Source organism: Winslowiella iniecta (assembly GCF_001267535.1).
GTDB lineage: Bacteria > Pseudomonadota > Gammaproteobacteria > Enterobacterales > Enterobacteriaceae > Erwinia > Erwinia iniecta.
In genome coordinates, this window is sequence record NZ_JRXE01000026.1 from 1 (window position 1) to 13,637 (window position 13,637).

Here is a 13,637-nt window from a genome sequence, read left to right on the forward strand (position 1 = left end):
GGAACGCGGTTATTCCGTTGCCGAAGTATCCGACCGTCTGGGCGTTTCTGCGCACAGCCTCTACAAGTGGCTACGGGCTATCAATGCCCTGTCACGTGGCTCAAATTTCGCTATGCTTGCAGGCCGTACCAGATCAGCTGGATTCTCCACCTTCTGACCGCGCTCAATAGCCCAGCGATAGACTTGCAATACAATCTCTCTGGCGTGTACAGCTGTCGCCGGTGCCCCTCTCTCGACAATGTTATCGGTTAATGCGCGTAAGTCTTCATGTGTAATCTCACTAAGTTTCTGCTGGGCAAATTTTGACTTCAACTCCCTTTGATATACCGAACGCCTCATATCACGCGTCGATTCAGCCATTTGATAACCGCGTAACCATTTCTCAGCCCACGCACCAAAAGTCTCCGCATCTTTGATACTCGCTTTATCTCTGGCTTTTTCCCTAGCAGGCGATCTTCCACTGGCAACCATTTTTTTGGCTTCATTGAGCCGTTCACGCGCTTCTGCAAGCGTGATCCCTCCAACACCATAGCGGCCAAAAGTAACGGTCTCCTGTCTTCCGTTTATTGAATAGTTATAACGAAATGAGATCGTTCCAGCCGGAGTCACCGCAACATACAGACCATCACGGTCATTAACTTTATAGAGTTTCTCCTTCGGCTTAAGGTGACGCAGCCTGGTATCAGTCAACATGGTTTATTGTTTTCCTTTAATCAAAAAATACCATGTTGTAAAAAATTCAGAAAAGTTATTTAACCCTCTGTTTTTAATTGAGTTATAAAAAACAAATACCATAACTCAACCGAAATTTATCACATGGTACTTTTTCAAACCTGAATTCGAAACCAGAGAGTACCATCAAAAATCCCATTGAAAAAACCGTGCTTCCCGTTGCTAACAGCTGCCAGAAAGTGCCAGACACAAAAACAAAAAAGCCCGCAGTTACGCGGGCTTAGAGGTACTTTACTGCTTTTACGTGCAGGCTGTTGCCAGACGCGAAATTATTCCCACTCAATCGTAGCCGGTGGCTTACCAGAGATGTCATAGACCACGCGGGAGATACCATCAATTTCATTGATAATGCGGTTAGAAACGCGGCCAAGGAACTCATACGGCAGATGCGCCCAGTGTGCGGTCATAAAGTCGATAGTCTCGACGGCACGCAGGGAAACCACCCAGTCGTACTTACGGCCATCGCCCATCACGCCCACGGAACGGACGGGCAGGAACACGGTAAATGCCTGGCTGACTTTGTTGTAAAGATCGGCTTTATGCAGCTCTTCGATAAAAATCGCATCCGCACGGCGCAGCAGATCGCAATACTCTTTCTTCACTTCGCCCAGTACCCGCACGCCCAGACCCGGACCCGGGAACGGGTGACGGAACAGCATGCTGTGCGGCAGGCCAAGTTCCAGGCCGATTTTACGCACTTCGTCTTTAAACAGCTCTTTCAGCGGCTCGACCAGACCCAGCTTCATCTCTTTCGGCAGACCGCCCACGTTGTGATGTGACTTGATCACATGCGCTTTACCGGTCGCGGAAGCCGCAGATTCGATAACGTCAGGATAGATAGTTCCCTGCGCCAGCCATTTCACATCGGTCAGCCTGGTGGCTTCTTCATCGAACAGTTCAACAAACACCCGGCCAATAGTTTTACGCTTGGCTTCTGGCTCATCAATACCAGCCAGTGCATCAAGGAAGCGCGCTTCCGCTGGTACATGGATGATGTTCAGACCGAAGTGGTCACCAAACATATCCATCACCTGCTCCGCTTCATTCAGGCGCAGCAGACCGTTATCGACGAAGACACAGGTCAGACGATCGCCAATAGCGCGGTGCAGCAGCATCGCCGTTACCGATGAGTCGACACCACCGGACAGGCCGAGGATCACTTTATCGTTACCGACCTGCTCACGCAGACGCTCAACCGCATCTTCGATAATTTTGGCTGGCGTCCACAGCGCTTCGCACTGGCAAATATCGAGCACAAAACGCTCCAGCATGCGCAGACCCTGACGGGTATGGGTCACTTCCGGGTGGAACTGCACACCGTAGAAACGCTTCTCTTCGTTGGCCATAATGGCAAACGGGCAGGTTTCGGTGCTGGCAACGGTAACGAAGTCAGACGGGATAGCGGTAACCTTGTCACCATGGCTCATCCAGACGTCCAGCAGCGGCTTGCCGGCATCGCTGATAGCGTCTTCGATATCACGAATCAGCGCGCTGGCCACTTTCACTTCAACCTGCGCATAACCAAATTCACGCTCGGTGGAACCTTCAACTTTACCGCCCAGCTGCATCGCCATGGTCTGCATACCGTAGCAAACACCCAGAACCGGCACACCAGCAGTGAAAACGTAATCAGGTGCGCGTGGGCTGTCGTGTTCGGTGGTGCTTTCCGGGCCGCCGGACAGAATGATACCGCTAGGATTGAACTGACGAATTTGCTCTTCGGTGACGTCCCACGCCCACAGTTCACAATAGACACCCAGTTCACGCACACGACGTGCAACCAGCTGAGTGTACTGAGAACCGAAATCGAGGATCAGAATGCGATGTTTATGAATATTTTCCGTCGTCATTGAGGCTATTCCAGAGCGATGTATAACTGATAATGAAATCGCCCGACTGAAAAGCCGGGCGGTGAATCTGATGCGCGATTAAGAACCCATACGGTAGTTAGGCGACTCTTTGGTGATGGTCACATCATGCACGTGGCTTTCGGAGATACCTGCTCCGCTGATGCGAACAAATTCCGCTTTGGTGCGCAGGTCATCGATAGTACCACAGCCGGTCAGGCCCATACAGGAACGCAAGCCACCCATCTGCTGATGAACGATCTCTTTCAGACGGCCTTTGTATGCCACACGGCCTTCGATACCTTCCGGCACCAGTTTGTCTGCCGCATTGTCAGTCTGGAAGTAGCGGTCAGAAGAGCCTTTGGACATTGCGCCCAGTGAACCCATACCGCGATAAGACTTGAATGAACGGCCCTGGTACAGCTCGATTTCACCCGGAGATTCTTCAGTACCTGCCAGCATCGATCCAACCATCACACAGGATGCGCCCGCAGCGATAGCTTTCGCGATATCACCGGAGAAACGGATACCGCCGTCAGCGATAACCGGAATACCGGTACCTTCCAGCGCAGCAACCGCGTCGGAAACCGCGGTAATCTGCGGTACACCGACACCGGTAACAATACGTGTGGTACAGATTGAGCCAGGGCCAATACCGACTTTAACCGCGCTTACGCCGGCTTCAACCAGCGCCAGAGCACCAGCACCGGTAGCGACGTTGCCACCGAGAATCTGCAAGTCAGGATATTTAGCACGGGTTTCACGAATACGTTGCAGTACGCCTTCAGAATGGCCGTGAGAAGAGTCAATCAGCAGCACGTCCACACCGGCAGCGACCAGCGCATCAACGCGCTCTTCGTTACCGGCACCGGCACCTACCGCCGCACCAACGCGCAGACGGCCATGCTCATCTTTACAGGCGTGAGGTTTACGTTCGGCTTTCTGGAAATCTTTAACGGTGATCATGCCCAGCAGATGGAAGCTGTCATCAACGACCAGCGCTTTTTCAACACGTTTTTCGTGCATTTTCTGCAGCACGACTTCGCGTGCTTCGCCTTCTTTCACCGTGACCAGACGCTCTTTCGGCGTCATCACTGCTGAAACCGGCAGGCTTAAATCGGTCACAAAGCGCACGTCACGACCGGTAATAATACCGACCAGTTCGTTTTCGCCGTTCACCACCGGATAACCGGCAAAGCCATTGCGTTCAGTCAGTGCCTGTACATCGCGCAGCGGGGTGGTAGGCAGAACGGTTTGTGGATCGGTGACCACTCCGCTCTCATGTTTCTTCACCTTGCGAACTTCTTCCGCCTGGCGCTCGATAGACATATTTTTGTGGATAAAGCCTAAGCCGCCTTCCTGAGCCAGGGCGATTGCCAGACCCGCTTCGGTGACCGTGTCCATAGCAGCGGACAGCATTGGGATATTCAGACGGATGGATTTTGTCAGCTGGGTACTGAGATCTGCCGTGTTTGGCAGGACAGTAGAGTGTGCTGGAACGAGTAAAACGTCGTCAAATGTGAGTGCTTCTTTAGCGATTCTTAGCATGGCAATATCTCAACCTGGGGTGAATGAGAACAGATAAAATATTGCCGCGGCATTATACAGGGCGTAATCGATTGCCTCCAGCATTATTTAAGAAAAACTCTTGATCCTCTGTATCAGCCATGTAGTATCGACTGATTAACTCTCTGATTTGAAATTTGATCTTCGTCACATGTCGCTACCGCCATCTGCAAATATTTTTACCGTCAGCCGTCTTAATACGACAGTGCGCAAGCTGCTGGAAATGGAGATGGGTCAAATCTGGCTGAGCGCGGAGATCTCAAATTTTTCTCAGCCCTCTTCCGGTCACTGGTACTTCACGCTGAAAGATGATGGTGCCCAGGTGCGCTGCGCCATGTTTCGCAACAGCAACCGACGCGTCACCTTCCGCCCACAAAACGGTCAGCAGGTATTGGTTCGCGCCAGTATTACGCTGTATGAACCGCGTGGTGATTATCAGCTGATTGCCGAAAGTATGCAGCCCGCCGGTGACGGCTTGCTGCAACAGCAGTTTGAGCAGCTTAAGCAGCGTCTGGCGGCCGAGGGACTTTTTGATCAGCAGTTCAAACAGCCTTTACCTGACCCGGCGCGCCAGGTCGGCGTGATTACCTCCGCAACCGGTGCCGCATTGCACGATGTGTTGCGCGTATTACATCGTCGCGATCCTTCACTGCCAGTGATCATTTATCCCACGCAGGTGCAGGGCGCTGATGCCCCTGCCAGTCTGGTGCGCGCGATTGAACTCGCCAACCAGCGTGGCGAATGCGATGTGCTGATAGTCGGGCGCGGCGGTGGTTCGCTGGAAGATCTGTGGAGCTTTAACGACGAGCGTGTGGCGCGCGCGATTTTTGCCAGCCGTATTCCGGTGGTCAGCGCGGTCGGGCACGAAACCGATGTCACTATCGCCGATTTTGTTGCCGACCTGCGTGCGCCGACCCCGTCTGCCGCAGCTGAACTGGTCAGTCGCAATCAGATTGAACGGTTACGTCAGCTGCAATCGCAACAGCAGCGGATGGAAATGGCGCTGGATTACTATCTGGCGCAAAAACAGCGCGCGTTTACCCAACTCCACCACCGTTTGCAGCAGCAACATCCACAGCTACGGCTGGCACGTCAGCAGACATCCCTGTTCAGGCTACAGCGACGTCTGGATGATGCCATGCAGTCACGCCTCCGTCAGTCGTTACGCCAGCAGGAGCGCATTGAGCAGCGTCTGGCGGCACAACAGCCCCAAGGTCGCCTCCATCGCGCCCAGCAGCAGCTTCAACAGTGGCAATATCGTCTGCAACAGGGCATGCAAAGTCAGTTAAGCCGCGATAAGCAGCGCTTTGGCACGCTGGCCGCGCAGCTGGAAGGCGTCAGCCCGCTGGCGACGCTGGCGCGTGGTTTTAGCGTCACCACCGCCGGCGACGGCCAGGTGGTGCGTAAAACCAGACAGATAAAGCGTGGTGACACGCTTAAAACCCGCCTCGACGATGGCTGGGTAGAAAGTCAGGTGACCCGCGTCAGTGCCATCAAGAAAAAAACGCGTTAAAGCCGCCGATGCAGCATAAAAAAACGGGAGCCTGTTCAGGCTCCCGTTTTGTATTAACGCTTGTTCTTTTTCAGATGCGACATCAGACGCTTACGTTTACGCTGCTGGTTTGGTGTCAGCAGGTTACGTTTACCAGCAAACGGGTTATCACCCTCTTTAAACTGGATACGAATCGGCGTGCCCATCACATTCAGTGAACGACGGAAGTAATTCATCAGATAACGCTTGTAGGAATCCGGCAGATCTTTCACCTGGTTCCCGTGAATCACCACGATTGGCGGGTTATAACCCCCGGCATGGGCATATTTCAGCTTCACACGACGTCCACGTACCAGTGGTGGCTGATGATCTTCTTCTGCCATGGTCATGATACGCGTCAGCATCGAGGTGTTTACGCGGCGAGTTGAGCAGTCATACGCTTCAGTCACTGACTCGAACAGGTTGCCCACACCGCTGCCATGCAGCGCGGAGATAAAGTGAATGCGGGCGAAATCGATAAAGCCCAGACGGAAGTCCAGCGTCTCTTTCACTTCATCCCTGACTTCTTGCGACAGGCCATCCCACTTGTTCACCACGATAACCAGTGAGCGCCCACTGTTAAGGATAAAGCCGAGCAGCGAGAGATCCTGATCGGAAATACCTTCATGGGCATCAATAACCAGCATCACCACGTTGGCGTCTTCAATCGCCTGCAACGTTTTGATTACCGAGAACTTTTCTACAGTATCGGTAACTTTGCCGCGCTTACGTACACCCGCAGTATCGATCAGAATATATTCACGATCGTCACGTTCCATCGGAATATAGATACTGTCGCGGGTGGTGCCCGGCATATCGAAGACCACAACGCGATCTTCACCGAGGATGCGGTTAGTCAGTGTGGACTTACCAACGTTAGGACGGCCAACAATCGCCAGCTTGATCGGCAGCGTACGTGGATCGAAGTCATCTTCTTCTTCTTCCATTTCCGCGTCCGGATCTTCACCGCGTTCTTTGGCAGCCAGCTCGGCCCAGTAAGCTTCGTTCTCTTCTTCTTCCGTCAGCTCTTTAGGATCAACGACTTCCATCCACGGCAGCAATGCGGTTTCCAGCAGGCTGGTGACACCGCGACCGTGTGAAGCGGCGATGGCATGAATTTCGCCCAGACCTAAAGAGTAGAAATCACCAACGGCAGAATCCGCGTCGAGGCCATCGGTTTTGTTGGCGACGAGGAACGTCGGTTTCTGACGTGAACGCAAATGCTTAGCAATTGCCTGATCGGCAGGCATCAGACCAGCACGCGCATCGACGAGGAACAGCACCACGTCGGCTTCTTCAATCGCCAGCAGCGACTGTTCCGCCATACGGGTTTCAACGCCCTCTTCGTTGCCATCAATACCGCCGGTATCAATAGCAATAAATTCGCGCCCTTCTACTTCGGCACGACCGTACTTGCGATCGCGTGTCAGCCCGGGGAAATCCGCCACCAGCGCATCTCGCGTACGCGTTAAACGGTTAAACAAGGTGGATTTGCCCACATTGGGACGCCCAACCAGCGCGACCACAGGTACCATATTGAAGCCTCATTACTAATATTAAATGCCTGACTCGATGGAGTATTATAAACGGGTTATCCCGTTATGGTCAGGCTGAAGACGCTAAGGATAACACGCCTGCTAAAAAACGAAACGGCCCCTGATAATCAGGAGCCGCCAAACTAATGCTTTTCAGGTCAGAAATTAACGCGTAAAGGCGTAAACTTCTCCGTTATTGGCCTGAATCAACAGCTTATCACTGGCAACTACCGGCTCGCTTTGCAGGCCAGAGCTGTCAACTTTTTGCTGAGCGACAAAACGACCGTCGTCGGTATTGATCCAGTGCAGATAACCTTCGCTGTCACCGACAACAATGTAACCATTGTACAGCACCGGTGAAGTCAGGTTGCGATGCAGCAGATCGCTTTGACGCCAGATGGAAACACCCCCCTCGGCACTCAACGCCATCACGCGATCATCCTGATCAACCAGGTAGATACGACCTGCATCAACGATCAGATCGCTGACGGAACCAATCTCACGCTTCCACAGGATTTGACCAGAGCGCAGATCCAGTGCTGTCAGATTGCCGTTATACGCCAGCGCATACACCACACCGTTAACCACAATCGGGGTGGTATCAACGTCGCTAAGACGATCGATCTCGGTGGCACCGCTTGGCTGAGAGATACGCTGCTGCCAAATCAGTTGTCCCTGATTCATCATCACCGCACTGACACGACCGTTATCACCGCCGACAATCGCCGCGCCAAAGGCGGTGGTTGGGGCAGATTCGCCGCGCAGCGACAGGGCTGGCATATCAAGGTTAACCGACCATTTTACCGCACCGCTTGCCTGATCCAGTCCCTGCAACATGCCGTTGCTGGTATGAATCAGTACTAAACCATCACTGACCACCGGGCGTGACAGCGCTTCGCCCGCCACTTTGGTCTGCCAGGCAACGGAACCATCAGCGCTGTTCAGCGCGTAAACCTGCGCGCGCTCACTGCCGATGTAGATATGTTCACCACCTGCCGTTACACCGCCCGACAGCAGCGCAGGACGATTGCGGGAGAAGAAACCGGTTTTTTCTGACAGATCCACTTTCCACTTCTGCTTGCCGTCAGCCGCATCAAGCGCTTTCACCACACCATGGCGATCGGCAGCAAATACCGTGCTGTCCTGCCATGCAGGGTGCAGATTGGAATAGAAATCACCGATACCATCACCGACCGAAGTGCTCCACACTTTTTCCGGTGTGAACTGGTTTTCAACTTTCGGCAACGGGGCCATTTTCACTACATCTTCTTCGCCGCTGAACAGCGAACAACCGCTGAGTAACGTGACTGAAATCAGCCCGGGCAGCAGGTATTTACGTAATTCCATGCGCTCTCTCTTGAATGGCTTAGCCTAAGTTATTCATCTTCATCTGCATCATTTCTTTCAGCGCTGGAGAAGCATCAGACTCGATACCTTTGCTCCATGCATCACGCGCACCCTGGGTATCGCCTTTACTTAACAGCGCTTCGCCACGGATATCAGCAATAATCGCTACCCAGCCATCACCTTTAATGGTGTCGAGGGTTTTGAGCGCGTCATCGGCTTTCTTCTGCTGTAGCTGAATGCGCGCCAGGCGCAGATTCAGTACCGCCTGCAGATTCGCATCATCCGTATTTTTCAGGCCGTTCTGCAATTGCGTAGCCGCTTCATCCAGTTGGTTTTTTTCAACAAACTGTTTGGCGAGATCCAGTGAAGCCAGCGCACCGTAGGTGTTGTTGTTTTCACTGGCGAACTTGCTCGCCGCTGCCAGCGTTTGTGGCTTGCTGGCATCCAGCGCAGAGGTTACCTGCTGATAAGCAGCAGAAGTCACTCGGGCATTACCGTCCTGGCTGTTACTCCAGAAACGCCAGCCCACCAGTGCGCCCACGCCCAATACCACGCCAACCACCAGCGCTTTGCCGTTATTGGCAAAGAAACGACGGAGTGCATCAACCTGTTCGTTCTCGTTGCTATAGACTTCCACGCAATCCTTCTCCTTAACTTGTTTCCTGCCGCGCTTATTTTAACAGCGCAGACAACGCGGCTGCCGCTTCACTTTGTGCCAGCGTTTGCTGTTCACCGGTGCGCAGATCTTTAATCACTACCTGGCCGGTTTTGACTTCATCTTCACCCACCACCAGTGCAACGCGAGCGCCCCACTTATCGGCACGGGCAAATTGCTTCTTAAAGTTGCCGCCGCCGTAGTTGGTCATCAACTTCAATTCTGGCGAGGCATCACGCAGTTTCTCTGCCAGCAGCATCGCTGCGGACTGAACACCCTGACCAGAAGCGATAACATAGACATCAACAACGCGCGTCGGTTCAAATTCTGGATTAACTGCCTGAACCAACAATACTAAACGCTCGAGGCCCATGGCAAAACCTACCGCCGGGGTAGCACGACCACCCAACTGTTCAACCAGTCCATCGTAACGGCCACCGGCACAGACTGTGCCCTGCGCGCCGAGACTGGTGGTCACCCACTCAAACACCGTGCGGTTGTAGTAGTCGAGACCACGAACCAACCGCTGATTGACGGTATACGCGATACCAGCTTCGTCCAGAATCGCGCAAAGACCCGCGAAATGTTCACGCGATTCGACATCCAGGTAGTCACCCAGCGTTGGCGCATCGTTTAGCAGTTTTTGCACGTCAGGATTTTTGCTGTCCAGCACGCGTAACGGATTGCTGTACATACGGCGCTTACAGTCTTCGTCCAGCACCTCTTTGTGCTGTTCAAGGAAGGCCACCAGCGCGTCACGATAGTTGGCTCGTGCTTCCAGCGAACCGATAGAATTCAGCTCCAGCGCCACATGATCGGCAATACCCAGCGCTTTCCACCAGCGAGCGGTCAGCAGAATCAGTTCCGCGTCAATGTCCGGCCCCTGCAAGCCAAAGACTTCGGCGCCCAGCTGATGGAACTGGCGATAGCGCCCCTTCTGTGGGCGCTCGTAGCGGAACATCGGCCCGATGTACCACATACGCTGTTCCTGATTGTACAGCAGACCATGTTCGATACCGGCACGCACGCAGCCCGCCGTCCCTTCCGGACGCAGCGTCAGGCTTTCGCCGTTGCGGTCTTCGAAGGTATACATCTCTTTTTCAACCACGTCGGTGACTTCACCGATAGCGCGTTTGAATAATGGGGTCTGCTCTACAATCGGCAAACGAATTTCGCTGTAACCATAACCGGCCAGCACCTGTTTCAGGATGCCTTCAATACGCTGCCAGACCACTGTGTCAGCAGGCAGGTAATCGTTCATGCCACGAATAGCTTGAATATTCTTCGCCACTAATAATCTCTCTAAATTGGATACTGAACCGGCCGTCGCTGCCTGCGCGCAGTGCGTATCATCCACGCATCACATTCAGTATCTTAAATACAAAAAAGAACCTGACCCGGCATCTTACCCCATGAGGATGGCACCGAACAGGTTCAATTGGGTATCCCCTTCATCTTTGAATGACAGGGCGATAAATGATGACTATTTCTCAACCTGCTGAACGTCAATACGACGGCTTTCATCGAGCATGGCGGCTTTGGCACGAATACGCGCTTCCAGCTGATCGATCATATCGTCGTTATCGAGACGCTCGCGCAGGCGCACGCCATCTTCGTAAAAACCGCTCTTCTTATTGCTGCCGGTCACGCCCAGCGTTGAAACCAGCGCTTCGCCCGGACCATTGACCACACAACCGATAATCGAGATATCCATCGGGGTGATAATATCTTCCAGTCGCTGCTCAAGCGCATTGACCGTACCAATCACATCAAATTCCTGACGTGAACAGGTCGGACAGGCAATAAAGTTAATGCCGCGTGAACGGATGCGCAGCGATTTGAGGATATCAAACCCGACCTTCACCTCTTCGACCGGATCGGCAGCCAGTGAGATACGCAGCGTATCACCGATACCTTCTGCCAGCAGCAATCCGAGACCAATCGCTGATTTCACCGAGCCCGCGCGTGCGCCACCGGCTTCTGTGATACCCAGATGCAGCGGCTGATCGATCTGTTTCGCCAGTAAGCGATAAGATTCAACGGCAAGGAAAACGTCGGAGGCTTTGACACTGACTTTAAACTGATCAAAGTTCAGCCGATCGAGATGATCAACATGGCGCATTGCTGATTCCAGCAGTGCCTGTGGCGTTGGCTCGCCATATTTTTCCTGCAGATCTTTTTCCAGCGAACCGGCATTCACGCCGATACGAATCGGAATATTGTAATCACGCGCGCAGTCAACTACCTGACGGATTCGCTCGTTATTACCGATATTGCCGGGGTTAATGCGCAGACAGTCAACGCCATACTCTGCGACTTTCAGCGCAATGCGATAGTCGAAGTGAATATCCGCTACCAGCGGAACATTGACCTGTTGTTTGATCAGTTTAAAGGCTTCTGCCGCGTCCATGGTAGGAACGGAGACGCGGACAATATCGACGCCTACGCGCTCAAGCGCTTTAATCTGGTTGACCGTCGCGGCGACATCGGTCGTACGCGTGTTGGTCATGGACTGAACGGCTATTGGTGCGCCATCGCCCACCGGCACCTTGCCGACGTAAATACGTTTTGATTTGCGACGGATAATGGGTGCTTCGTTATGCATATTCTTTCTCCACAATTACTCGCGACCAGAGAAGATGCGTTATTGCGCACCTAAGGTCAGACGAGCAACCTGGTTGCTACGGATAAAACGACTCAGATCAACAGGTTGACCCTGGTACTGAATCTGTACTGCGCTCGGGGCACCAATTTTCAAACGATAAGGTGCGGTACCGGCAAGGCTCAGTTTACCACCGCTGCGCTGCATTCCGCTGAACAGTTTTTTGCCTGCGGAGTCAGTCACTTCCAGCCAGCAGTCGGCGTTAAAATTCATCACGATAGCATTGGGATCAACCGCCGGTGCAGCAACGTCAGCATTGCCGGTTGGCAGCTGGCCGTTAGCCGGTTGACTGTTCGCCGCAGGTGCTGCGGCGTTGTTGATCGGTGCCTGGCTCGGTGACACCACCGCATTGGCGGTGTCAGCTGAGGTCGTGGCAGGTGCGGCGGCATTGTTAGCTGCCGCGCCACTCGTGTCGGTTGCCGCAGCGCTGCTGTTGTCAGCAGGTGCAGCAGGCTGGGCAGCCGTATCGATCGCGCTGTCATCAGCACTGCTGCTGCTGTCAGTCAACGGAATCGACTGGCTGTTATCGCCTTCTGCGCCAGCGTTCTGGTCAGCCATTGATACCAGGTCATCCTGCGCCGCCTTGTGGTTTTGCCACCACCAGGCGCCGGTCAAACCGACCACCACAAACAACACCAGCCAGGTAAAGATCATCAGCCAGCCATCACGTTTTTTACGACGCTTGCCGAGTGAGAAACTTTGCATCGGCTCAACTTTCGCCGCACGAACCGGCGCCTGCTTAGCCATCATTGGCAGCAGCTCCTCTTCTGGTACATGAACCAGACGAGCATAGGAGCGGATATAACCACGCAAGAAGGTCGATGCGAGATCGGCTGGGGACTTATCTTCCTCAATATCACGAACGGTAGAAAGTTTCAGGCAGAGACGCTCAGCAACGTTCTGCTGCGTAAGGCCCATTTGCTCACGGGCAGTACGCAGGCGTTCGCCCGTGGAATTTACTGCAGATTTTTCTTGAGTGGCTTCAGTATTCATTAGCTAAAAAATGCTGGTACTGTATCGATTGTGGAAAATTTCGCGCCAGTTGCAGGCCGTAACGCTTAACATCAGCGCTGCGCTCAACCAACGCGGCGAAACGAATCTCTAACCACAAGCTCTCTGCCGAAGCAGGCAAGCTGTGCTGATATACATCTAATAAGAGTCGCGCCTGGACACGTTCTCCCTTTCCAAATCGCCTTTCGGCATCGGCCAGCAAGGGTATCCCCTTCTGTGCATCAGCCTGGATCGCCAGCAGCAGCGATGCTTTTGCCTGCTCAGGCTTTCCTGCGTTCAGATAGCAGTAGCCGGCATTTTCAAAGCTGTCCGCTCTGGCACCGGACTGCGGCAGACGTTGTGCCTGGCTAAACTGCTGTTGCGCCGCATCATACTGCCCTAATCCGCAAAGAAACGCACCGTAATTGTTAACAACAAAACTATTTAACGGTGCCAGCTGTAATGCCTGATCATAGCGCAATTGTGCAGAATGGTTATCTCCGCTCAACTGATATAAACGCGCCATTGCCAGCTGAGTGCGATAATCCTGCGGCGCAGCGGCTTCAGCTCGCTGCAAATTGCGTTGCGCAGCGGCAATATCGCCGCGCGCAAGATATTCCAGACCGAGCTGAAGGCGTGTCTCTGCTGAGCCACTTGCCGCGTGATTGGTGACACAACCACTTACAAGAAAAGCGCTCAGCAGCGCGCAGAGTAATCCGTTACGCATAACTTCTCCCTGATGTTATGAAGCTTGTTATGTTACGCCAAACAT

At 53.4% G+C, this 13,637-nt stretch carries 10 protein-coding genes and 2 pseudogenes; 2 read left to right on the top strand and 10 right to left on the bottom strand.

Annotated elements, in window-relative coordinates; genetic code table 11:
* Window positions 1-82 (top strand): annotated as a pseudogene (locus tag NG42_RS22145) (helix-turn-helix domain-containing protein); the annotation flags it as partial.
* Here NG42_RS22145 and NG42_RS16910 read toward each other — a convergent pair.
* From NG42_RS16910 to guaB, 3 genes and pseudogenes are all read right to left on the bottom strand, one after another.
* A pseudogene (locus tag NG42_RS16910) lies at window positions 82-693 on the bottom strand (tyrosine-type recombinase/integrase); the annotation flags it as partial. The pseudogenes NG42_RS22145 and NG42_RS16910 overlap by 1 nt on opposite strands.
* Window positions 694-1,001: 308 nt before the next feature.
* Window positions 1,002-2,582, bottom strand: coding sequence for a glutamine-hydrolyzing GMP synthase (guaA, locus tag NG42_RS16915; RefSeq protein WP_052901225.1), 1,581 nt, complete (start codon window positions 2,580-2,582; stop codon window positions 1,002-1,004).
* 78 nt (window positions 2,583-2,660) lie between these two features.
* Entirely contained in the window at window positions 2,661-4,127 is a 1,467-nt protein-coding gene (guaB, locus tag NG42_RS16920; RefSeq protein WP_052901228.1) for an IMP dehydrogenase, read from the bottom strand.
* Window positions 4,128-4,296: 169 nt separating this feature from the next.
* Here guaB and xseA point away from each other — a divergent pair, with 169 nt between their 5' ends.
* Complete coding sequence (gene xseA / locus NG42_RS16925; protein WP_052901230.1) at window positions 4,297-5,658, top strand: exodeoxyribonuclease VII large subunit; 1,362 nt, start codon at window positions 4,297-4,299, stop codon at window positions 5,656-5,658.
* Window positions 5,659-5,711: 53 nt separating this feature from the next.
* Here the strand turns inward: xseA and der are convergent, their stop codons facing one another.
* From der to pilW, 7 genes are all read right to left on the bottom strand, one after another.
* Window positions 5,712-7,211, bottom strand: coding sequence for a ribosome biogenesis GTPase Der (gene der, locus NG42_RS16930; RefSeq protein WP_052901233.1), 1,500 nt, complete (start codon window positions 7,209-7,211; stop codon window positions 5,712-5,714).
* Window positions 7,212-7,376: 165 nt separating this feature from the next.
* Entirely contained in the window at window positions 7,377-8,558 is a 1,182-nt protein-coding gene (gene bamB / locus NG42_RS16935; protein WP_052901236.1) for an outer membrane protein assembly factor BamB, read from the bottom strand.
* A gap of 19 nt (window positions 8,559-8,577) precedes the next feature.
* Window positions 8,578-9,195 carry a YfgM family protein gene (locus NG42_RS16940; protein WP_052901239.1) on the bottom strand — a complete coding sequence of 206 codons (618 nt, stop codon included), beginning with the start codon at window positions 9,193-9,195 and terminating at the stop codon, window positions 8,578-8,580.
* 34 nt (window positions 9,196-9,229) lie between these two features.
* Window positions 9,230-10,504 (bottom strand): histidine--tRNA ligase, encoded by a 1,275-nt coding sequence (gene hisS / locus NG42_RS16945; RefSeq protein ID WP_052901385.1) that lies wholly within the window; start codon window positions 10,502-10,504, stop codon window positions 9,230-9,232.
* A 192-nt stretch (window positions 10,505-10,696) separates the two neighbouring features.
* On the bottom strand, window positions 10,697-11,818 hold the full coding sequence (gene ispG, locus NG42_RS16950) for a flavodoxin-dependent (E)-4-hydroxy-3-methylbut-2-enyl-diphosphate synthase (protein WP_052901242.1): 1,122 nt from the start codon (window positions 11,816-11,818) through the stop codon (window positions 10,697-10,699).
* 39 nt (window positions 11,819-11,857) lie between these two features.
* Window positions 11,858-12,868, bottom strand: a complete 1,011-nt coding sequence (gene rodZ / locus NG42_RS16955; RefSeq protein ID WP_052901245.1) for a cytoskeleton protein RodZ — start codon at window positions 12,866-12,868, stop codon at window positions 11,858-11,860.
* Window positions 12,858-13,592: a type IV pilus biogenesis/stability protein PilW gene (gene pilW / locus NG42_RS16960; protein ID WP_052901248.1), complete on the bottom strand. Its 735-nt coding sequence runs from the start codon at window positions 13,590-13,592 to the stop codon at window positions 12,858-12,860. The genes rodZ and pilW overlap by 11 nt, the downstream gene beginning before the upstream one ends.
* Window positions 13,593-13,637: the final 45 nt, after the last annotated feature.

Excerpts from the sequence above, each read along its gene's own strand:
- xseA (WP_052901230.1), top strand. The coding sequence starts at position 4,297 with ATGTCGCTACCGCCATCTGCAAATATTTTTACCGTCAGCCGTCTTAAT.
- pilW (WP_052901248.1), bottom strand. The coding sequence starts at position 13,592 with ATGCGTAACGGATTACTCTGCGCGCTGCTGAGCGCTTTTCTTGTAAGT.
- ispG (WP_052901242.1), bottom strand. The coding sequence starts at position 11,818 with ATGCATAACGAAGCACCCATTATCCGTCGCAAATCAAAACGTATTTAC.
- guaA (WP_052901225.1), bottom strand. The coding sequence starts at position 2,582 with ATGACGACGGAAAATATTCATAAACATCGCATTCTGATCCTCGATTTC.
- rodZ (WP_052901245.1), bottom strand. The coding sequence starts at position 12,868 with ATGAATACTGAAGCCACTCAAGAAAAATCTGCAGTAAATTCCACGGGC.
- der (WP_052901233.1), bottom strand. The coding sequence starts at position 7,211 with ATGGTACCTGTGGTCGCGCTGGTTGGGCGTCCCAATGTGGGCAAATCC.
- bamB (WP_052901236.1), bottom strand. The coding sequence starts at position 8,558 with ATGGAATTACGTAAATACCTGCTGCCCGGGCTGATTTCAGTCACGTTA.
- guaB (WP_052901228.1), bottom strand. The coding sequence starts at position 4,127 with ATGCTAAGAATCGCTAAAGAAGCACTCACATTTGACGACGTTTTACTC.